The 23,912-nt window shown below is 27.9% G+C and carries 16 protein-coding genes; 12 read left to right on the top strand and 4 right to left on the bottom strand.

Annotation, left to right across the window (positions count from 1 at the left end):
• Nucleotides 1–44: 44 nt before the first annotated feature.
• Nucleotides 45–1,703 (bottom strand): DNRLRE domain-containing protein, encoded by a 1,659-nt coding sequence (locus BN2920_RS19750; RefSeq protein ID WP_058296676.1) that lies wholly within the window; start codon nucleotides 1,701–1,703, stop codon nucleotides 45–47.
• Nucleotides 1,704–1,955: 252 nt separating this feature from the next.
• On the opposite strand from BN2920_RS19750, the gene BN2920_RS19745 reads away from it, so the two are divergent.
• The 6 genes from BN2920_RS19745 (at nucleotide 1,956) to BN2920_RS19720 (ending at nucleotide 9,787) form a co-directional block, all read left to right on the top strand.
• Entirely contained in the window at nucleotides 1,956–2,636 is a 681-nt protein-coding gene (locus BN2920_RS19745) for a hypothetical protein (protein ID WP_058296675.1), read from the top strand.
• An 88-nt stretch (nucleotides 2,637–2,724) separates the two neighbouring features.
• Entirely contained in the window at nucleotides 2,725–3,228 is a 504-nt protein-coding gene (locus BN2920_RS19740) for a hypothetical protein (protein ID WP_058296674.1), read from the top strand.
• Between the two features lie 375 nt (nucleotides 3,229–3,603).
• Nucleotides 3,604–3,873 (top strand): ATP cone domain-containing protein, encoded by a 270-nt coding sequence (locus BN2920_RS19735; RefSeq protein ID WP_058296673.1) that lies wholly within the window; start codon nucleotides 3,604–3,606, stop codon nucleotides 3,871–3,873.
• 173 nt (nucleotides 3,874–4,046) lie between these two features.
• Nucleotides 4,047–6,365 (top strand): N-acetylmuramoyl-L-alanine amidase, encoded by a 2,319-nt coding sequence (locus BN2920_RS19730; RefSeq protein ID WP_058296672.1) that lies wholly within the window; start codon nucleotides 4,047–4,049, stop codon nucleotides 6,363–6,365.
• A 511-nt stretch (nucleotides 6,366–6,876) separates the two neighbouring features.
• Nucleotides 6,877–8,886: an N-acetylmuramoyl-L-alanine amidase gene (locus BN2920_RS19725; RefSeq protein ID WP_058296671.1), complete on the top strand. Its 2,010-nt coding sequence runs from the start codon at nucleotides 6,877–6,879 to the stop codon at nucleotides 8,884–8,886.
• A gap of 505 nt (nucleotides 8,887–9,391) precedes the next feature.
• Nucleotides 9,392–9,787 carry a hypothetical protein gene (locus BN2920_RS19720; RefSeq protein ID WP_058296670.1) on the top strand — a complete coding sequence of 132 codons (396 nt, stop codon included), beginning with the start codon at nucleotides 9,392–9,394 and terminating at the stop codon, nucleotides 9,785–9,787.
• Nucleotides 9,788–9,910: 123 nt separating this feature from the next.
• Here the strand turns inward: BN2920_RS19720 and BN2920_RS19715 are convergent, their stop codons facing one another.
• A complete protein-coding gene (locus BN2920_RS19715) occupies nucleotides 9,911–10,915 on the bottom strand; it encodes a YeiH family protein (RefSeq protein ID WP_058296669.1) in 1,005 nt (334 codons plus the stop codon).
• Nucleotides 10,916–11,217: 302 nt separating this feature from the next.
• Here BN2920_RS19715 and BN2920_RS19710 point away from each other — a divergent pair, with 302 nt between their 5' ends.
• The 3 genes from BN2920_RS19710 to BN2920_RS19700 all read left to right on the top strand — a co-directional run bounded on the left by BN2920_RS19710 (nucleotide 11,218) and on the right by BN2920_RS19700 (nucleotide 17,176).
• The gene (locus BN2920_RS19710) at nucleotides 11,218–14,244 is read left to right on the top strand and encodes an N-acetylmuramoyl-L-alanine amidase family protein (protein ID WP_058296668.1); all 3,027 of its coding nucleotides are present in this window, start codon (nucleotides 11,218–11,220) and stop codon (nucleotides 14,242–14,244) included.
• A gap of 281 nt (nucleotides 14,245–14,525) precedes the next feature.
• On the top strand, nucleotides 14,526–16,376 hold the full coding sequence (locus BN2920_RS19705) for an NTP transferase domain-containing protein (RefSeq protein ID WP_058296667.1): 1,851 nt from the start codon (nucleotides 14,526–14,528) through the stop codon (nucleotides 16,374–16,376).
• A 104-nt stretch (nucleotides 16,377–16,480) separates the two neighbouring features.
• Complete coding sequence (locus tag BN2920_RS19700; RefSeq protein ID WP_058296666.1) at nucleotides 16,481–17,176, top strand: sugar phosphate nucleotidyltransferase; 696 nt, start codon at nucleotides 16,481–16,483, stop codon at nucleotides 17,174–17,176.
• Nucleotides 17,177–17,270: 94 nt separating this feature from the next.
• Here the strand turns inward: BN2920_RS19700 and BN2920_RS19695 are convergent, their stop codons facing one another.
• Both BN2920_RS19695 and BN2920_RS19690 read right to left on the bottom strand, forming a co-directional pair.
• Nucleotides 17,271–17,975, bottom strand: a complete 705-nt coding sequence (locus BN2920_RS19695; RefSeq protein ID WP_058296665.1) for a hypothetical protein — start codon at nucleotides 17,973–17,975, stop codon at nucleotides 17,271–17,273.
• 7 nt (nucleotides 17,976–17,982) lie between these two features.
• Nucleotides 17,983–18,582, bottom strand: a complete 600-nt coding sequence (locus BN2920_RS19690) for a TetR/AcrR family transcriptional regulator (RefSeq protein ID WP_058296664.1) — start codon at nucleotides 18,580–18,582, stop codon at nucleotides 17,983–17,985.
• 542 nt (nucleotides 18,583–19,124) lie between these two features.
• Between BN2920_RS19690 and BN2920_RS19685 the strand changes: the two genes are divergently transcribed.
• The 3 genes from BN2920_RS19685 to BN2920_RS19675 all read left to right on the top strand — a co-directional run bounded on the left by BN2920_RS19685 (nucleotide 19,125) and on the right by BN2920_RS19675 (nucleotide 23,612).
• Nucleotides 19,125–20,591, top strand: a complete 1,467-nt coding sequence (locus BN2920_RS19685) for an oligosaccharide flippase family protein (RefSeq protein ID WP_058296663.1) — start codon at nucleotides 19,125–19,127, stop codon at nucleotides 20,589–20,591.
• Between the two features lie 222 nt (nucleotides 20,592–20,813).
• On the top strand, nucleotides 20,814–21,746 hold the full coding sequence (locus BN2920_RS19680; protein ID WP_058296662.1) for an N-acetylmuramoyl-L-alanine amidase family protein: 933 nt from the start codon (nucleotides 20,814–20,816) through the stop codon (nucleotides 21,744–21,746).
• 921 nt (nucleotides 21,747–22,667) lie between these two features.
• Nucleotides 22,668–23,612 carry a DMT family transporter gene (locus tag BN2920_RS19675; RefSeq protein WP_058296661.1) on the top strand — a complete coding sequence of 315 codons (945 nt, stop codon included), beginning with the start codon at nucleotides 22,668–22,670 and terminating at the stop codon, nucleotides 23,610–23,612.
• Nucleotides 23,613–23,912: the final 300 nt, after the last annotated feature.

Here is a 23,912-nt window from a genome sequence, read left to right as displayed (position 1 = left end):
ACCTCTTGGATATTCATAAAAGTATCCAAGAGGTCTTTTAATTTTTATTCATTATCAGAAACTTCATTTTTAGAGTCATTAATATCTTTACTTAATAAAGATATATTCTTATTTATAGCATTCAGAATACTATTACTTAATTCTTGAAATGAATCTTCAACTTTTTTATCAGATGAATCTGCTTTATCATTAATTTGATTAATTTTATCAGAAATATGCTTAGCAATATCAGAAAAGTCATCAATTGTATTATTTGTGTCTATAACAGCCTTTGATTTTGAAGTCCCAAATGTATCTTTTATTGTATCCATCATAGATATAATATTTCCAAAATCTAAGATAGGGGAATTGGGGTTAACCATATCAAATAATTTGCTAAGTTTATCATCAGAGCTTCTTACATCTTTTTTGGGAGTATCAGTTTTATTGTTCATATTTTTTATGATATTAGACAAGTCATTAATAAGATTACTAGATGATGAAAAGCTATTGTCTAATATATTAGCTGTATTATTAAGATTTTTAATTATATTAGTTAAATCTTGTAGTATATCATTAGATGATGAAAAGTTATTATCTAAAAGATCAATTTTGTTATTAATACTTTTAATAATGCTAGATAAATCTTGAATAATGTATTTAGAAGAAGAAAGGCTATTATTAATTATTTCTGTTTTATTATTTAGATTATCTACCATATCTGATAATTCATTAAGAATGTTATAATAATTTATAAATTGAGTATCAAATCTAGATAATTTCTCATCTATATTAGTAATATTATTGGTTAGTATATTATAGATATTATCTATTTTTTCTATTATCTCATTAAAGTTATTGTTATTAGGAGGAAGATCATTAGAATTATTATCGTTGGAGTCGTAATCAAAATCAATATTAAGATGACTATCTGTACTATATTCATTATCTTTAAAGTTTATATAATTTGATGTATCTATATTATCTTCACTATCTAAATTAATGTTATCAATTATATCATTTGTTATTTCATAATTGTTACTTTTTTCATTGTAAGTATGTTCATCACTTAAAGCTTTGGCATCGTCATAAGAATTCTCATAATCTAATGTTGTATCTTTAGTATAAGTATTTTTATCATTTGATGTTGTGGCATTATCATAAGTATTCTCAGTACTTAATTTTGAGTAATCATCTTCAAATTTTTCTAAAACTAGATATGGAGGATTATTTGAATTACATGAGCTAAACTTAACAAAAGTACTTGTTGATGGTGTTATAGGAGAAATTAATAAATTATAGTTTATATCAAATTTAGATAAATTGTTTATAAGGTCTGTAACATCAAATTTAATGTATGAATTTATTTGAGAAACAGAAATTTCTATGAAGAGTTTATTAGATAGACTGTCTCCAGAATAGTTATTCCAATTAACCTTTTCTATATCTATATAGTCAAAATCACTAATAATATTCAATTTAGTAGATTTATTTGTAACAGTTTTAATATCTTCCAAAAACAAATATAGATAAGCATGATTAATATTATTGAATTCTAAATTAAGAGCAGGAAAAGCTAATAAAGAAATACTTGCATTTACTTTGGGATCTTGTCCTTTCAGTAAGCTAACAATTAAGCTTTTATCATTTGAATAGTTGGTATTTGAATGAGATTTGCTAACATAAGTTGAATTCTCACAATTAACCCGAACTGAATATGCCAAATCCGTTATCTCCTTAAACATAGTTCTATATAGCCATAATATGATATTGATAGTATTAGGTTCATGCATCAAAGTAAATTATTATACAATAGCATTTTTAAGTGAATTTTTTAACACGAAATTTAATATATCAGAATATTATAAAGTATGATTTCTGTCTAAATTTATTTACAAGTTATAGGAAAGTAATTAAATAGTACTTTGTGGTTGAAAAGAATAATATACAAGAAGATAAACTGGGGAGGATATGATATGAAAGTAAATGATAGAAGATATAAAGGAAGAATTAAAGATATATGTGAAGAATGTGATATGATACTTGATGAATGTGATATGCCATCATCTGAAGGATGTGATACTACATCATCTTGGAAATCTGATATGACATCATCTGAAGGATGTGATGTAACATCATTTGAGAAATGTGATATGACTTCATCTGAAAAATGTGATGTAACATCATCTGGAAAATGTAATATGACATCATCAGATGAGTGTGATACTACATCATCTAGAGAATGTCATATCACATCAGATGACTATGATATGACGTGTACAAGTCATTGCAGAAATAAAGAAAAACCACATATTTCAATAAAATGTAATTTACGAGTTGAATTAGATAATAAGAATAGAGCTATTTATTTATGTCCTAGAAGAGTTCAATATTTTACATTTAAAGTATTGAAATCATGTGGAGAAGTTTGGATTAATCACAAAGGAGATCGTCATTGTTCAGAAATGGTTGGAAGGCTTGGACGATATAAAATAGTTGGAAACGGAGTAGTTGTATATACTAAATGCAAATTAAATCCTAGGGATGTTGATATTTTACACTTTACAGTAATAGATAAGTGCACAGATAGTTGCGTTAATTTTGCAGCTGTATTTAGCTATAATCCATGTAATTGCTGTAAAGAATGTAATAAATAATATGTAAAAAATAAGTAACACTTTTATAAAGAGAACCATATTATACAATACAGAGGATATTTAAAATATAACTTAGGAGGAAAAATATATGGAAATAAATGAAAAAGATGTACTAGTAAACGCACAAGATGGAGCTGAAACTGAAGTAACAGAAACAACTGAAATAAGTGAAGGAGAAAAAGGTTATTACCATCCTTCAACAAAAATAAACTGTGCATTAGATGTTGAACTTGATCCAAAGAATGTAGCAATTTATGTATGTAAATCATCAACACAATGTTTTAAATTTAAAGCATTAAAATGTTGTGGAAGCGCAGATATTAAGATAGAGCCTGATTATGGTGAGGGCTGGTACTATAATCCTTATAAAAATGAATGGAAAAAAGTAGTCCATGATTTTGGAACATTCATATTTGGAAATGGTGGATTATGCTTTAAACCAGATGAAGATTTAGAACCAGGAGATTCAAAAACATTAACATTTAAAGCAAAATCATGTGGTAATGAAGTTGAATTCGATGCAACATTTGTTTTTGATCCATGTAAATGTTGTTGTGCTGGGAAGTCTTGTAAGTCTTGTTGCCGTAAATAGATTATAGGAAGATAGGTTAATCAAATAGTATAATTATAAATGAGTTTATGAAGGCTAGTTTAATATAAAAAGTTGGGCGTATGAAGAACATTGAAAGATTTTTCTGCGCCTTTTTATTTTACATAAATATATAATTATAGATTGCTTATAGATTACTATATTAAACCTTATAATAATTAATCAGAAGGCTATATTTCTATAACTCGTACGCATATTATATTAATTATCTAATTTATTTGCTTTTTGTGCCTATTTAAATTCTTTTAAAAATGAACTATAAGCAAATTATTGTTTAATAGTTAAAAGTTATATATTATAATATAAATATAAGAAATATATTTTAATTTGTAGAATATAGTAGAGGGGGAAGGTCTTATGGATATAATCAAAAAAAAGGGACATAAAGAAGAATTTAATATTTCAAAAGTAAGACAATCAATTTTAAATGCATCAAATGAAATTAATCAAACATTATCAGATTCAGATTTAAATGTTATTGAAAAAGAAGTCCTTAAGAAATTAACATTACTAAATAGAGAAATAACTTCATCTTATGAGGTATTTTCTATTGTGTTATATGCATTAAAAGAATTAGGCTTTAATAAAGTTGGAGATGCATATTTTAAGGGATCAATTGAATTTTAATAGTAAGTAGTAAACAGCTGTTTTAAGAAAAAATAAATCTTGAAATAGCTGTCTTATTACTGCATAATATTAAAATTTTCTTAATAATGATAAAATAGTTTATATTTTTTAAAATTCTCTTTAATCATATATCATTTTTTGCTAAAATCTAATAAGAGAGGGGGAGAACCATTTTGAAAATACAAAAAAAACTTATTACTTTTGTAGTTATGTTTCCAATGTTACTAAGTATGGTTCCGACATTAAATGCAAAAGCAGCTAATATTAGTGATATTTCTATAATATCAGATACGGATGTAACTGAAAAACAAGCAGCTAAATGGGCTAAATCAAAGGGTGCAACTGATACTTTTGTAGATTTAGCAGAATTATATTTTAAATATGCAGAAGACTGTGGTGATGTAAATCCGGCAATAGCATATGTACAAGCTGCTAAGGAAACAGGGTATGGTAAGTTTGGTGGAGTCATAGATGAGAGTTATCATAATCCATGCGGATTAAAAACATCATCTGGAGGCGGAGATTATGATGCAAGTGCTCATCAAAAATTTAATACATGGGATGAAGGCGTACAAGCTCACTTGGATCATTTAGCTCTATATGCTGGGGCAAAGGGATATCCTAAAAGTGATACATATGACCCTAGGCATTTTGCAACTATCAAAGGAAACGCAAAAACTGTTAATTCTCTAAGTGGAAACTGGGCACCTAGTAGTACGTATGGAGAAGAAGTAAACAAATTATATAGAGATTTACTTAAATATTCAGGCGTAAGCATAGGTGATGAAGAAATAGAAGATGATTTCGATGACGATAGTGACAATAGCAGTAATCAATCATCTAGTACCCCATATCCTGCTAAACCAGAAAGTATTCCAAGCGGATTGAATGCAACAGAAGTTATTCAATTAAAGAAAGTGGAAGAAACTCAAGATACATCACCTAATGAAGAGTCAACAATTGGATGGAAAAAAGAAAATGGTGTATGGTTTTATTATAAATCTGATGAAACCAAAGCAACTGGATGGCTTAAGGAAAATAATAACTGGTATATGATGAAAAATGATGGGGTAATGCTAACAGGATGGCTAAATGACTATGGAAAATGGTACTATTTTGATGAAGCAGGACCAATGGTAAAGGGATGGAAAAAGATAGATAATAAATGGTACTATTTTAAGCAATCTGGAGAAATGGCAACAGGAACATTATATGATGGAAATAACCTTTATTATTTTGATGGTTCTGGAGCAATGAGTGAAGGCTCAGGATGGAAAGAAATAGGTGGAAAATGGTATTACTTTGGAAATGGTGGAGCCTTAAAGACAGGCTGGCTTAAAGATAATAATATGTGGTATTATCTTCAAGGTGATGGAACCATGGTAACAGGATACAAAATTATAAATTCTAAGACATATGCATTTGATAATGGCGGTAAAATGCTAACTGGCTGGATAAGTGTAAATAATGTATGGTATTATTTAAATTCAGGCGGAGATATGGCAACAGGCTGGATTAATGTAGGAGGTAAAAAGTACTACCTATATGATACAGGAGCAATGTCTAAAGGATGGATTAATTTAAATGGATCATGGTATTACATGTCAAATAGTGGAGCCATGACAACAGGATGGGTTGAATCTAATGGGGATGAATATTATTTAGATACAACAACAGGAAAACTTGTTACTAATACAACAATTGATGGATTTAAATTGGGTTCAGATGGTAAGAAAGTTAAATCATCTAGTAATGATGGAAAGACAGATGCAACACCAGGAACAGGAAGTGATTCATCTTCTAATAATTCATCATCAAACAATAATAATAGTAACAGTGGTAATACTAACAATAATAATTCGACAATAATACATGATAAGCCAACTGCTGGCAAAAAAGTAATAGTAGTTGATGCGGGTCATAATTATGGCGGAGATGATGGAGCATATGCAACTCATAATGGTATTAACTATTCAGAAAGAGATTTAAATATGCAAACTGCATTAAAGTTACAGTCAGAACTTCAAAGCAGAGGATATACTGTTATTATGACAAGAGAAGAGAGTGATAGAAGTACTACAGCTGAACTTCAAAGCTTAATTAATAGGGTTAATATTGCAAACAATATTAATGCTGATTTATTTGTAAGTATACACCATAACACAGCTGGAGCAACAGCAAAAGGTGTTGAAGTTTATTATAGTTCATCTGCACAAGATGATACTTTTGGTGGTGGATACAGTGCTGAAAGACTTGCAAAGAGTAAAGACTTAGCAGCAGCGGTTTCAAGCAATATAGCAAGTGCGGTTGGAACAGCGAACAGAGGAGCTAAAGATAGTGCATTTAAAGTAGTTAGAAATACTGAAATGCCAGCAATATTAATTGAAGTAGGCTTTATATCTAATCCAGAAGAAGCTGCAAGATGTGCTGATCCAAATAGTCAAACAAAAGTAGCAAAAGCTATAGCAGATGCTATATCAGCTAGATATTAAAAATTAAAATTTAATATTTGTATAAGAGTTAATCAAATTAATATGCTCATCTTATAATGGACAGAAAAATAATACTGTTTATTATAAGATGGGCATATTTTTATATGAAGAAAATTGAGTATTAAATATAAATATAAGTTAAAGCCATAAAAGGTATTTAGTAGTAATATAGTTAAAATCATTGCTAGATGTGTATTTATATTAAAAACTAATATATCTAAAAGTAACATATTTGAAAATAAAATATTAATAAAAATTATAATTAAATAATTATAATAAAGAAAAATGTATCATGTAAAATTATTATAGAATAAATAAATAGAATTAAGTATTGAAAATTTTAAAATCATAGGGAAACGTGTAATACAAGGTACCCAAATTTGATGTTATACTTGTATAGTATATATGTAGAAAAGTATCGAGATTTAGAGTTTAGTACTTTAAACAGATATCTTAATCTAAATAATCATTGGGAAGTGATAATTAACAAGAAGGATTGGAGGAAGCGATTTTGAAGACTAATAAGACTGTGACAGCACTTTTTCTCGCATTTGCTATGGTACTAGCTTTAATTCCTATGAATAAAGTTGACGCTGCAACATTAACAGATATAAAAATAATTTCTGAAACTAATGTTACAGTAAAGCAAGCAGAAAAATGGGCGAAATCGAAGAATGCAAGTGAAGAATTCATTGAACTTGCTCAAATTTACTTTGACTATGCAGAAGAGCATGGTGGTGTAAATCCAGCAGTAGCATATGTACAATCAGCTAAAGAAACTGGATATGGAAATTTTGGAGGTGTATTAGATTCAACATACCATAATCCATGTGGATTGAAAACAAGTTCAGGTGGAGATGACTATAATCCAGATGCTCATCAAAGATTTGATACATGGGAGCAAGGTGTAAAGGCACATTTAGATCATTTAGCTCTTTATGCAGGGGCTAAGGGATATCCAAGAAGTGATACAGAAGATCCAAGGCATTTCGCTACAATAAAGGGAAAAGCAACTACAGTAAATTCATTAGGTGGAAACTGGGCTCCAAGTACTACATACGGAGAAGAAGTTAATAAATTATATCGTGATTTATTAAGCTACTCAGGGGCTACACTTACAGAAGATGAGGAAATTAAAGATAATTCATCAAATTCTGATAAAAATGATAATAGCTCAAATAATGGTTCAGAAACAACAAATAATCCACCAAATTTTAATGTTGTAATTCCAGAGGCAGTTCAAGCTACTGAACCAGTAGCAAAGCCGGTAAATGAACCATCAAATATTTCATCAACTATAGGATGGAAAAAAGAAAATGGAACATGGTATTACTATAGATCTAATGGAAGTAAAGCTACAGGATGGATAAAACCGGGAAATGATTGGTATTATCTTTATAGTAGTGGAGCTATGGCAACTGGTTGGAGTAATATAGGTGGCAAATGGTACTATCTAAAGCCAAGTGGTGAAATGCAAATAGGATGGCTTAAGGATGGATCAACCTGGTACTACTTAGAAGGTAATGGAGCTATGTCTACAGGAATGAAACTTATTAATGGTAAGAAGTATTTCTTAGACACTAGTGGAGCAATGAGAACATCATGGTTTAAAATAAGCGGAAATTGGTATTATTTCTCGGGAAATGGAGATATGGTTACTGGATGGATAAGACCTGATGGTAATTGGTATTATATCCATGATAATGGAACAATGGCAACAGGATGGGCAAAAGTTAAAGACCAGTGGTATTATTTAAATTCAAATGGTGCAATGGCTACTGGATGGATTGTATATAATTCAGATTATTATTATTTAACAAGTTCTGGTGCTTTAGCTGTCAGCACAGTTATTGATGGCTGGCAAATTGGATCAGATGGTAAACGAGGAGATAAAGTAAGTTCTGGTGGTCCATCTTCAAGTAAAGTAATAGTTGTTGATCCAGGTCATAACTTTGGTGGAGACGATGGAGCATATGCAACACATAATGGAATCACTTATGCTGAAAGAGACTTAAATATGGAAACATCTCTTAAATTGAAAACAAAGCTTGAAGAAAAAGGATATACTGTATTATTAACAAGAAATCCTTCAGATAGAGAAACATTAGGTGTAACTCAAAGTTTAACTAACAGAGTTAATTTAGCAAACAATTTTGGCGCAGATTTCTTTGTAAGTATACATCATAATTCAGCAGGAGCTGCTTCAGCAAATGGTGTTGAAGTATACTATAGTTCAAATGGTCAAGATGCAAGCTTTGGTGGAGCAACAAGTTCATCAAAAGTTTCTACAAGTAGAACATTAGCAACATCAATTGTAAATTCAATATCTAATCAAACAGGAGCATATAACAGAGGGGCTAAGGATAATAACTTCTTTGTATGTAGAAATACAAAAATGCCATCTGTTTTGGTAGAAGTAGGATTTATAACAAATCCTACAGAAGCAGCAAATTGTGCAAATCCAATTTATCAAGATAAGGTTGCAACAGCAATAGCTAATGCAATAGCTTCAAATATATAAGGGATGTACTAGGTTTAGAGGATAACACCCGAAATTCAATATATGATATGCTCGTATTGTAGGAAAATTTGAGTTAAAAATTCTACAGACAGAGGCTGTGCCCAAAAATGTTTGCTCCAACAACAAGTGTTGTACAAACAATTTTGGAACAGCCTCTGTCTAAGAATTTAATAACTCAAATTTTCAATACAATACTACGCATATTCATATATTGAATTTCTTTGTTTTTCTCTAAAATCAGAGATACAATGCCAATTTTAATTATAATTTATGTTTTTAGTAATATTCCATGCCTAAAATATAGTTTTCCATAAATTGTATTGATTTCGGTTGTTATTCACTAAATTCTGATTCTACACAATATATTTATATTGTTTCAAAATTATTTACAAATTACTTATTGATATAATATATTAAAAAGTATATAGTGAATTTGAACATAATAATTGAAATATATGAATATAGCTTAGATAAATTAGAAATGGGATTTGGAGGTATTTTTGAGATGAATTGGTTAAGAAAATTTATGTATGGAAGATATGGAGTAGATGAATTATCTATAGCTTTATTAATAATATCTTTAGTGTTAATGCTAATAGGAGGATTTTCTTCAAAATTATTTATATTAAGGTTAATATCAGATGTATTTATAGTTTTATATATGTTTAGAATATTTTCAAAAAATATATATAAGAGACAGCAGGAGTATTATAAATATTTAAATGTAAAAAATAAGATAGTTGCATTTGTTAAAGGAAAATCTAATAGAGCAAAAGAGTTAAAAACATATAAATATTTTAAATGTCCAAATTGTAAACAAAAATTACGTGTGCCAAGAGGAAATGGAAAGATAACAATAACTTGCTCTAAATGCAAGACGCAATTTAAGGGAAAGTGTTAAAGGACATATATAATTAGAGATTGATAGAGTCATTAATTAAAAGTATAAATTATTTTAAAATAGAAAAAAGACTGAAACATTATCAAAATATTGTTTCAGTCTTTTTTGAAATCTATAATTCATCTATAAAAATAACCATATTAAAGTTACTGCTGAAATTATTTGTAGTAGACCTACAAATAATCCATAAAGAGATACAGCTTTCCCTTGCTTAATTAAATCTTTAACATTTACCCTTAGTCCAATTGCTGCTAAAGCGAATATCTCAAGTTTATTACTTGCTGCCTTACAAAGCAAAGAAACATCATTTGAAATGAATCCCATAGAAAATAAAGCACATGTTATAAAGAATCCTATAACATACCAAGGAACATTTATTTTTCCTTTCTTTACATCCTGTACTTCTTCTTCAACTATCTCTTCATTGGTTTTGTGTTTTATATGACCAAATATCAGTACAACCACTACTAATAATATAACTCTTACTATTTTAAATATTGTAGAAAGATCTTTTACACTTTCATTTACCATGGCACCACTTGCCACAACTTGACCTACAGATTGTAATGTACCACCTATTAATGCTGATGTTGGCATCAATGAATGTTTATATAAGAATTGAGCAATTATAGGCAGTAAAAACATTAAGAATATTCCTGTTACATTAACTATAGTAATTGCAATTCCTTTTTCTTTATCATCTGCATCTATAACTGGTGCGGTTGCTGCTATAGCAGATGATCCACAAACTGCGTTGCCACTAGCCATCATAAATCTAAAATTTTGTCCAAATCCAAGCTTTTTTCCTATATATAAAGCCCCAACTATTGTTATAGTCATTTGAACAATTATAAATAATATTCCACCAGCTCCTAATTCCATTAAAGTGGAGATACTCAATGTTGCTCCTAATAGAACTATAGAATATGATAAAAGATCAGTTTCTGAAAATTTGTATCCTTTTTGGAAAATATCTTGACTTAAAAATAAATTTCCAACAAGCATACCTAAAAAGATTGATATAGTTGCTGCGCCTAATTTAGGAACAAATCTAGATAAAAAAATACTTAATAGTCCAATGCATACTGATACTAAAAGTCCAGGCAGTATTTCTTTTATATTCTTCATTATTTAATTCATCCTTCCTTTATAATTATAATGCATGAACTTATTATTCCTCTTTTTTCATTTATAAGTACAATAATGATATAATCATAAGTAAAATAAATATTAAAAATGATAATCTTATTAGATATTTCTCATATATCACTCCAAAGAATATTACAATTTCAAAAGCTGTTCAGGTTTTTATTGAAGAACTAAATAATTATTATAAAGAAACTTTTAAATAATTCGATTATAAACTTATAAAAGAAACAATTTTTATTTGGGAAAGTTTAGACTAAAACAGTTTGGGAGGGTGACAACAAATGAGCAAGAAAGGCAAGAGAATCTTATCACTATTTGTATTCTTTGCGACTATAATTTCATTTTTGCCTATTAATTTAGCAATTAATGAAGAAAAGGCAAATGCAGCAGTTCAATATAAAGATGTGACTGTTGTTGGGCAGACTACTCAAGGGAGAGAAGTACAGTCTATATCAAAAGGTGACAAAGAATTTGAATTAAAACAAGGTATGCCTTATGTATGGGTAGCAGTGGAAAAATCTAAATATAATGGTGTAAGTGACAGTGAATTACTAACTAAAATGAGTGCTGGAGAAACTGCAGTTACAGATCAACAATTAATACTTACAGCAATAAACGGTGTTGATGTATCTGGAGCATCTAGTTACGAGATGCTTAACTCAAAATTAAAAGACAAATTAGGATGTGAATTGCATGTAGATGGAGATGCTAGTGTTGTGGATGCAGCTAAAGCACGATTTGGATCGCATACTATGACTATTGGTGGAAAACAATACATAGGTATAAGTATTGCAGGTTTACCTTATGGTGTTAACTCAGTTTCATATAAAATCAAAGAAACAAGTGTAACTAAAGTAAAGTTAGAAGATGGAACTGAAAAATTAGAAGCACCAAAAACAGAAACTTATCCAAGTGGTAAAAGTGAAACAATTACTATTTATCATGCTACACAAATAATAAGTAGTACAATACAAGATATTGATATAATAAGTTGGATTGGAGAAAATGAGCAGGATTTTAATAATTCTGACCAAACAAATAATGTAAAGCCCTTCAAATATAATGATAAAGCTGAAAAAGTTGAAGGATATCCATTAAAATATATATTTAATATTCCTGACTCAACAAGAACATTAAAATATATAATTAATTTTAATGGAAATGTTAGTGGAAATGCCGAATTATTACTTAATGGAAATGAAATTACATCACAAACACAAGGTAATCAAGTCTCAGGATATTTAGAGAGTCAATTTGATAAAGCAATACTTATAATAAGATTTCAAAATAGTATAGGTGGAGATGGAAATAATTTGGTTAAATCTTATGCTATGGAAATTAACTACAACCAATTAAATGTGGATAATGATTATACATTAAGAGATGCAGGTTTAACTAAATATGAATATGCAGATGAAAAAGATGTCATAGCATATGTAGAAAAAGAATTTACACGAGATCCAAATGAAAGTGATTTAACTTATGTTGGTAACATTCATATTGATCCTAGAGCTAAAAAGATTTCTATAGATCCAAAACTTGGAGTGACTGAAGGAACAATAGCTTTTAAATATAAAGATGAAGATACAGTAATGAAGGATGGGAAACTGTTTGTAGACTTTAATGGATTGAATAAAGTAATTACAATAGAAGGATTTAAAGCTCAGAATGGTGCTATAACAGATTATAGCAAGGTTTTAGTAAGATATAGATTCAATGTTATAACTGATGGTAATGGTGATGAAAATCCAATTAAATTAGATTTTGGAGACTCAGCATATTTAACTCAACCTGGAAGAGAAACTAAAATAGATTTTAATGAAGATAGATATACTTATGATATGTATTCTAAGGATAGAGTAGACGTTACATTAACATCACCACAAACAACTAAGAATGAGTATATAAGAGTTTGGTTTGGCAAAACTACTTCAAGCTCTCAATTAGTAGAAGCTAAAGAATCAATAAAAAATAATGAAAATACTACCCCTGGAAGCAAAAAAAGTAATTCATTATCTAATATAGATGTAGCTGATTATCAAAAAATGGTTGTACAGTCATACTATGATAAGATTGAATATGAAAAAGATGAAAATGGCAATGACACAACAGTAGTTAAAAGTATTACCCCATATAAATTAGGACATGAGTATGTATTTTATATTCAAAAGAATATAGATGACTCTGACAATAATGAGGAAATATCAAGCGATGCATCATTAAAAGATTTAGAAGTTGAAAGTGGAAAGTTAGTAGATTCAGATGGAAATAAAGGTTTTTCTAGTGATAAGTATGCATATACAGTAACTGTACCTAAGAAAAATGAATCAACAGAAATTACAGCAGTTACTAATGCTAAAGTACAAGAAATAACAGCTACTATTAGTGAAACTGGTGATTCTTATGATATGGAAAGTGGAAAGGCTCTTAAAATACCATTAAATGGTTCTGGAAAGACAACAGTTAAAATAAAAGTTACAGCTACAGATAAGGTTTCAACTAAAACATATACTTTAGTAATAAATAATAATGACAAAGGTTCAGATTCTGGATTAAGTAACTTAATTGTTGATCCAGGTGAATATGATTTTGATCCAGATGAAAAGACTACTAAAGTACGTGTTGAGCTTAATGTATCTAAGGTAGAAATTACACCAATACCTTCTGATAGTAAATCGAAGGTATATATAGATGATGAAAAATTCAATGGTTCGCCAAAAGTAATAAGTCTAAAAGGACAACAAGAAACAGAGGTAGAAATAGAAGTTGTTTCAGAAGATGGAACTACAAGCAAGACATATACTGTAAAAATAGTAAGAAGAGATTCTGATGATGTTGTAGAAGATACTGATGATGATGATGAGGATGTATTCTATGATGAATATAATGAATGCTGGGTAGATACATCTAAGTATGAAGAATGGGGAAAAGTAAAAGGCAAAGATGTTTATTTCGATAAAAGAGGTAGACAAGTGAAAAACTCATGGATTACAGTTGGAAAATATGGAGACTATAAATATTACTATTTAGATGCTAAAGGATATAAGCAATCTGGATGGATCACAGATTCTACTGGAAAGAGATATTACTTAGATCCAGTTACAGGAGAAAGAAAGAGTGGCTATATATTCCAAGATGGAAAGTGGTATTATCTTGATGAAAGTGGAACTATGCATACTGGATGGTTATATGATAAAAAAGACAATGGATGGCAATATTTCTTACCATCAGGGCAGATGGTAACTAACACTAGTATGTCTATTAATGGAAAAGTTTATAATTTTGGAATTGACGGAAAGATATTTTAACAATTATCAATGATCAATTCTCAATGAAGGAGTGCTGCCGCATTAAATAATTTGCGGCAGCCTTTTTCTATATACATTAAAAATTGGATTTTAACTATTAGAAGTAAAACTAATAAGTGAGAATTGGATATGATTAAAAAATCTTTCGGATTTTAATTTGATAATTGACCATTGATAAATGACAATTGCTAATTGAGCAGGACGCGTTGACAAATATAAGAAATAATAATATAATTATCATAGTTCAAATAATGAACGGATTAAATATGGGGGATTAATTTATGTTAGAGGATAGATTGGAAGTACTTAAAACTTTAAATGAAAATTTTAATATAAATCAAAGAGAACTATCAAAGAGAACTAATATGTCACTTGGTAAGGTAAATTCAATACTTAAAGAGTTCACAATTGATGGACTTATAGATAGAATAAATACTAATAAAGGAATATTATATAAAGTCACAGAAAATGGAATGAAGGTATTGGAAAAGAGTCTTGCTAATGCTAAGAATACAAGATTAAAACTACATGAAGAAGAAAAGAAAATTATAAAGCAAGCTGTAATATTAGCAGCTGGAAGAGTAGAATCATTTGGAAAACCAACTGGAATGCTTGGCATTGAAGATTTTAAATTAATAGATAGAACAATGAATATTCTAAAGGAAAATGGAATAACAAAAGTAGTTATTGTTACTGGATATGAAAGCAGTTATTATGAAGAATATTTCAAAAATAGTAAGAATGTAAAGCTTGTTAAGAGTGATAAATATAAGTGGACTGGTACAATGCATTCATTATCTTTAGCTAAAAAATACATAACAGATGACTTTTTACTTATTGAAAATGATTTGATTTTTGAAAGTCGTGCTATAAGAGAACTATGTGAAAGCAATGAGAGAGACTGTGTACTTATAACTAATGAAAGTGGATCAGGAGATGAAGCTTTTGTTGAAATAAGAGATAATCACTTATATAAGATGTCAAAGGATATTCATCAATTTAACCGAATAGATGGAGAAATGATAGGCCTTACTAAAATATCTTACAAACTATATAAGATGATGCTCGAAGAGTTTAAAGATAATGTCAATCCATATTTAAATTATGAGTATGTGCTATTGGATGTTGGCAGAAACTATAATATAGGATTTGTTAAAATAGATGACTTAGCTTGGGGGGATATAGATTCTCCAAAGGGATATGAAAAGATAAAAAATCATTTATATCCAACAATTCGTAGAAGAGAAGTTGCATATGAAATGAATAAAATAAAGAATATAGTATGCGAAGCATTAAAAGTTAATTCAGATGATATAACAGAAGTTACACCAGCTGGAGGTATGACTAATAAGAATTATAGAATATGCGTTAAGGGAACAAGATATATATTAAGAATTGCTGGTATAGGAACAGAAGAAATGATTAATAGAAATACGGAAATGTTCAATTCAGCAATTGCGTCAGAAAGAGGATACAACGTTGAGGTTCCATACTTTAATCTTGAAACAGGTGTTAAGATATCAAAATTTATAGAAAATGCAGAAACATTAACTCCAAGAAGTGTTAAAAAAGAAGAAAATTTAAAACAAGTAACTACTATACTTAGAAATCTTCATAACGATAAACATTTTCATATGGATAATCACTTTAATATGTTTAGAGAACTTGAAAAGTATGAAGATATATTAAAGAAAGATAATGGAGATTTTTTTGAAGATTATGATATAGTAAGAGAAAAAGTTATGGATCTTGAAAAAGAATTAGAAATATGTAATAGAGTATTTGTACCATCTCATAATGATTTAGTTGCAGCCAATCTAGTTAAGGATACAAATGGAAAAATATTTTTAATCGACTGGGAATATGGTGGAATAAATGATGATATGTGGGATCTAGCTGCATTATCTTTAGAAAATGATTTTTCAGAAGATGATATTGAATTAATGTTTAGGTTATATTTTAATGGAAAAGATGCAGATGACGATTCAAGAAGAAGACTTATTATACATCAAATATGTCAAGATTTTTTATGGGCAGTATGGACATTAATAAAAGAAGCTGAAGGTGATGACTTTGGAACTTATGGAATGGATCGATACAATAGAGCAAAAGAATATTTAAAAAAATTATAAACAAAAATATTATACAAATAAGTTTAAATTTAATATAAATCTGATTTTATAAAACATAAAAATGGAAATTAAATAAATAAGCATTAGTATTGGAGAGATAGAATATGAGAGCAATTCTTATGGCAGCAGGAATGGGAACTAGACTTAGACCTCTAACAAATAATACGCCTAAATCATTAATTGAAGTAAACGGAATGTCATTACTTGAAAGACAAATTTTAAATTTAAGAGAAATAGGTGTTAATGAAATAATAGTTTTGACAGGATATCTTCACGAAAAATTTGATGATTTAGTTAAAAAGTACAATTTAATTAAAGTAGTAAATGATAAATATGATGTTTATAATAATATATATACTATGTATTTGGTAAGAGAATATTTAAGAGATGCATTTGTAATTGATGCAGATCAATATATAACAAGAAACTTCCTGCCAAAAGAAAAGCCTGCACATTCAACTTATTATTCTGCATGTAAAGAAAATATAGTTAACGAATGGATATTAAGATATGATGAAAATAATAGGGTGGTTAAAGTTGATATAGGCACAGAAGATGATGAACCAAGTTATATAATGTCTGGAGCATCTTATTGGACTGAAGAAGATGGAATTCTTATAGGCAAAGCAGTTGAAAGAGCAGTTGAAAAAGTAGGAGATATGACTATCTATTGGGATAACATTGCAGTAGATAATTTACCTAATATGGATGTAAGAATTGAAAAGATAAATCCTAATGATATATTTGAAATTGATTCATTAAAGGATTTAGAATACTTAAAAGAAAAGTTAAATATTTAGTTAAGATAAATTTATATAAAAATAGCGTTATGTGGAATTGTAGAAATTCTATATAACGTTATTTTTATAATCATATGAATAAATAAGATTAAAGTTATAATTTATTACTTAATAACAAATTTCGCATTATACCTGCTTTCATCAGAAGGAGCTTAAATTTATTTTTCTTAAAATAAATATTATTTTTAAGATTTTCTATGAAAAAACATTTATTAATATATAAATCCTTTGAATAGCTATAAGCTTTGTTAGCCATTAATGTAATTTTTAATAGATTTAGATCATAATCCATATGTTTATATTTCAATAACTCTACTTGCATTACATTTTTTAATCCCCATAGGAGTAAATCATACTTCATATCTTTAATATATTTGTGAAATGAAGCGTCATGTAGGTAATATAGTATAATTCCAATTTTATTATGGAAATTTTTATTGCACTTGTGTGGCATCCATTGATTAGATAAGATATCTAAAAGGAATTTCATCCTTTCATGTTTAGTATCGTTTTCAGAAGGAACAAATAAAACTAATGTAGAATTTTCTATTTGTGATGCAATGAAATGGAAATATTCTAAACAAGTGGGCATATTTAGCGACCAATCATATGGATTTGATGAATGATATTTATCAACGAGAATATCTTTAATAGATAATAAATCTTTAAAAAAAATAGAATTTAAATGAATTTCAGAAATGACATTATTAGAATACCTGTTTAATTCATCTATAAATAAACTGGCATAGTGATTTGCAGTACTTTTTTCATTACTCTCATAAACTACTAAAATTTTCATTAAAAATTCAACCCCTTAAAGAATAATAATGTTTAAAATCTAAAATATGTTTCTTTAATACAATGTTATACTTATCCCCTAAATTACTATCATATTTATAAAATAATAAAAATACTGGAGAATAGAATTTTAAAGCTAAAATATATGGATCTTCATTAATAAAGATGTCTTTATTAATGAAATATGCAAATAAATTTTTCTGATTCTCTAATACATCATCAATAAATAGTTTGTTGAATAGTTGTGATGCACTTTCATTTTTATATTGTTCGATAGTAAGGATTTTTCTTAACGTCACACAATAATAATCTTTTAATAGAAAATCAAAAACTTTCATGCTTTCTTGCAAGAAAATCTCATCTGTTATATCTTCTTCATTGGTTTTTAAAAGACTGTCTTTGGTTAAAAGTTTAAATGAACTTTTAATATATGCTGAATATTTAGAAACTGTGCTTTTAAAGATTTCTTCCTTACCGTCAAAATGATTATAAATAGAACTCCCTTTAATACCAACATTTTTAGCTATATCTCGAATGGAAACAGAATCATATCCATTAATTGCAAATAAATTCAAGGATTCTTCTATGATATTTTCTTTAGTATTCATTTGACCTCCTATATAAATTTCCAAACAAATATCCATATAAGTGTTTAAAAAAACAAGTATATACAATAAAAATACAATTTATATTTAAAACTAACAATTGTTAGTTTAATTATACCATAAATGTACAATTATGTACAAAGCATATTTGACATTTAATTTGTTGATTTTTTCTATTATAAGATAATTTTTATTTATAAGAGTCGCTTCATGACATTAATAATCAAAGATAAGTGAAGTTTATATTGTCATATTTTTATATTTAAAATGATTACAAAAAAATTTAATATACAAATACTTGATTTAACATGTAGATTATAAGACTCAATACTAAAAACTATGCTTGACAATATGAAGCAAGAATTTTTTAGAATGTAATAAACATGCGTTGACATCTTAATTCTGTCAAGAGCACATTTTGTTGTTGAGCCTATTATAAAAAAATAATTATTTAGCTATGAAATTTTATTTGAATATACTATGATTTGACATTAAAACTGCTAAACTATACAATAGTAAAAGCAAAGTTAAATGGAGGCTAAGTTATGGCTAAATCAATTTCAAAAAATGCTATTTTTAAAGCAGCATTAAACATGTTTAATCTAATATTACCAATGCTAGTAATGAAGGTAGTTACAGTAGCTATTGGTGATGTAAATTATGGATATTTTAGTTATGCTGAATCATTAAATAACTACTTTTTAATATTTGCAGCATTTGGTCTTTATCAATATGGATTGAGAGAATTAAGCAAAATTCGTGAAGATAAAACAAAATTAAGTCAAACATTTACTAGTTTATTTGTGTTTAGTTTATTCACTAATTTTTTAGTAACTGCAATATATATGACATTTATATGGATCAACTATAGAAGTCAGCCGTATTACTTAACTTGTTTCATATTAAGTTTCAATATAGCAGTTAACGCATTTTATGTGGAATGGGTAAATGAAGCTTTAGAAAATTATCAATTTATAACTATTAAGACAATGATAATAAGAATAATTTATTCTGTACTTATTATTTTGGGGGTAAGAAGTGGTGAGGATTTTTACTTCTATTTATTAATAGTTGTAGGATTTAATTTTATAAATAATATAATAAGTTTTGTATATGTTAAAAGAATAGTTAAATTTGATTTTAGTAACCTAGAATTCAAAAAGCATATAAAACCAATGTTTTATTTAGTTATATTATCTAACACAGGTATACTTTATACTCAATTAGATAAATTAATGCTTAAAAATAGTGTGGGTGGCACAACATATGTAGGATATTATAATTTAGCACAAAAAATAATGACTATGGTAAATACAGTAATGCTTACAATTATCCAAGTAACAATGCCAAGATTATCAAATTATTTAGGCAATAACAAAAAAGATGATTATCTAAATTTACTTAAGAAAGTTATAAAAATTTATTTTATATTGTTATTTCCATCAGCAATTGGATTGTTATGCGTATCAAAAGAAGCAATATATATATTTAGTGGACCGGAATATATGCCAGCAGCATCAGCTATGATAATTTTTTCTATATATATGATAAGCTTAGGTATAGAGCAGATAATTGCAAATCAAATGATTTATCTTCATGGAAAAGAAAAAACAGATGCTTATTTGGTTTTAACTGGTGGAGTAATAAACTTGGGATTCAATGTATTATTATCTGTAGTAGGCAAATTTACTATGGAAACAGCTATTATAACAACGCTTTTATCAAATACAATAGTTATATTCTTGGAGTATAGACTTGTTAAGAAAGTGATAAAGCTAGACGTAAAGCTATTTTCATTAGAAAATATGAAATATTTATATTATTCATTGTTATTTATACCTATATCATTTGTAGTTAAGATGTTTGTATCAAACATGTTGCTTTCATGTGCAATACAAGTAGTCTTATGTGGTTTATTATATTTGGCTATACTTGTTGTTACAAAAGATACAATATTTTTTGAATTGTTTGATAAAATATTGAGAAAATTGAAATTAAAAAAAATAAAGTAGTTAACATATAATTTATTAAAATAAAAAAGATAAGAATTAAAATGTATTTTTTTAGTTCTTATCTTTTTTTGTATAGATATATATATAATTTTTTAATGATTTTGAAAAAAGGATAAGTTTTATGTTGATTAGTATACGCTAGATGAAAAAGTTGCTTCCTTGTAAAAGTATAGAAATATTGTATAATTAATATGTAAATATTTTACAATTGGAGGAGAGAGAATGTTAGTTAGAAGTAAAAGATTTATAGTTATATGTGTGCTATTTTTAGGTATATTCTTATTTTTTCAGTATTCAAACAATAAATCGTATGCATTAGCTGTAAGTAAAAATGAATACAAGATAAATGATTTGAAAACTTTAACTGGGGAGGAAATCAAGCAGGAAGGCAATATATACAAAATAAATGTTTGTAATAATCAAAATAAAGTAGAAATTATTTTTAATATAGAAAATAATAATGACAATTCTAAGGAAAAACTTTTAAAGTATATGAATGACTTGGTTGCTATAGGAGAAGATAATGCTATTGCAGGAGAGATAGATTATAGTGATGATATGACAATGATAGTAAACTTAAATGAAGGTAATAATTTAATAAGGATTAAAAACAAAGAAGATAATAGTGAAATATTGAAACTAAGTATAAATTACACTAAAGTGAAAGTGATAGGAATTCCTGATAATATTAATGTAGGAGATAATTTTGATTTAAAATGCTCTATTAATAAAGAAATGTATAATGATACTAAGTGGCTATCTTATGGTATTGATACATTGATAGTAAGTGAGGATGGACATGTAACCATTGTAAACGGCGGAACAGGGAGAGTAATGGGCACTATATATAACGACAATAAGATTGTAGGTAGTATTAATATAAGTATGTATGCTTTGGGCGAAGGAAAATTAGGATGGATAAAAAATGATGATAAATGGTACTATATTGATCCAGTAAAAAAACACTTTAAAATAGGTTGGCTGGAAAGCAATAATAATTGGTATTACATGAATAAAGATGGCTCAATGAAAATAGGATGGTTAAATGATAATGAGCATACCTATTATTTTAATGAAAAAGGTGAAATGGTAAAAGGTAAGATCACTATAGATGGAAAAGAATATAACTTTAATAATAGAGGAGAACTTATATAGACATAATATAAATAGGGGACGTAGAAAGTTTAGATTGGAATAACCGAAATAAAGCTCTTATGTGTGGCTCGCTTGCTACAAAAATGAAGCTAAGAATTCAAACATGCAGACATTGTACCCACAAATGTTTGCTCCAATGTAAAATTGGACAAACAATTGTGGAACAAGTCTACATGAAGAATTCTAAAGCGTCATTTCTGAATGCAAGACACCGCCAACATAAGAGCTTTATTTCTTTGTTTCATCTAAATTCATAGTAGTGGTATTATTGTTGCTATACATAAATACATTTTTAAATTAAGGAATAGTTATTTATAGATGTTAAAGATTTAAAAAGTTAATATTTTACATTTGTAAAAAGATATAAATTTATAAATATCAGAATATAAATTCTTACGAATGTGCACTTATAAGGAAACCTATTCATCATTAGATGAATAGGGGCTATACTGCTAAGTTCGTACATCACCAAGCATTATATGCCAAAGAGCAGCTATGCTACAATTCGGAATTTTTCTTATATATTTAGGAATACATGGCTTTTCTAAGCAACCACATAAATTATAACAAAAATAAATTAGGTATCTATGATTTTAGAGAAAACAAAGAAATTCAATATATGAATAGGCGTAGTATTGTATTGGAAATTTCAGCTTTTAAATTCTTTGGCAGAGGCTGTTCAAAAATTGTTTGTCCAAACACTTGCTTTTGGGAGCAAACATTTTTGGGTGCAGCCTCTGCCATTAGAATTTTTAGCTGAAATTTCCCTACAATCGAACCTATCATATATTGAATTTCGGTTATTTTCCACTAAACTCTTATTCTACACAATATATTTATTGGAAGTAAAATATAGTGTATAATAATATTATTAATTTGTAATTGATTTAGCTATATTGTTAGAAGCGAGGAACATAAGTTATGAACAAAAATGAGAACTATAAATTAGGAGTATTTAGTGGGATGTGCTCAGCTATAATGTGGGGAACTGACACTGTTTTAATGGGAATAGTCGGAGCAATGACTATTTTTTCACCAGTAGAAGCTGCTTTTGTAGCTGCCTTTGTTACAGCATTTTTTCATGATGCATTTTCTGCTATTTGGACCTTTTTATTTCTTGCAGCCAAAAGACAATTAAGTGGTCTATTCAAAGCGCTGAAAACTAAAAGTGCATTATATGTAGCTATAGCTGCATTGATGGGTGGGCCAATTGGTATGACAGGATATCTTTTAGCCATCAATTTAATCGGACCATCGTATACTGCTATTATTTCATCTTTATATCCAGCAGTTGGAGCTATATTGTCATATTTTTTATTGAAGGAAAGGATAAATAAAAAAGCATGGATTGGTCTATTATGTGCAGTTATAGGGGTGATCTTACTTGGATATGAACCAGGAGAAAGTTCTATAAATATAGCTGGATTTTTATGTGCTTTTCTTTGTGTTTTTGGATGGGGAAGTGAATGTGTAATTTGTGCTTATGGCATGAAGGATGAAATTGTAACATCAGAATATGCACTTCAAATAAGACAGTTAACATCAGCTATTGTATATGGATTAATATTAGTTCCAATTGTAGGTGGAATAGGGATTAGTTTAGAAGTTCTAAAGGATAATGCTTTCTGGTGGATTGCAGCGACTGCATTTACAGGAACTGTTTCATACTTATGTTACTATAATGCAATATATAAAATAGGTCCAACAAGAGCCATGGGAATAAACATAACTTACGTTGTGTGGTCAATAATCTTTGATAAGTTATTTTTAACAAAGGGATTTGACCTGACTAAAGATATAAAAGTAATAGCATGTGCCTTATTAGTTATTGTAGGTGTTTACTTTGTGGCAAAGGAACCTAAATAGTAATATATTGTTCTAAAATTGTTATTAAATAATATAACAGAATAGTTATTGAGATGAGTACTGATAGAATTTTCTGTATAGTGCTCATTTTATTATATAAAATCTAATCAAGATATGGGCACTTATAGAATTTATATTGGTGGGTACTTAAATGGTGGATTTATGATAATAAATATGATTATGAAATATCAAAAATATTTTACAGAGCATAAAGGAAAACAAATTAAAAGGATTTATGACTATGGATATTAATGAATATTTAATCTGTTAGTATCCATTTTGTCTACATAAATTAATACT

This window comes from Clostridium neonatale (genome assembly GCF_001458595.1).
Classification (GTDB): Bacteria; Bacillota; Clostridia; order Clostridiales; family Clostridiaceae; genus Clostridium; species Clostridium neonatale.
Note: the sequence above shows the minus strand (reverse complement) of the source record. Positions and strands in the feature narration are given on the sequence as shown.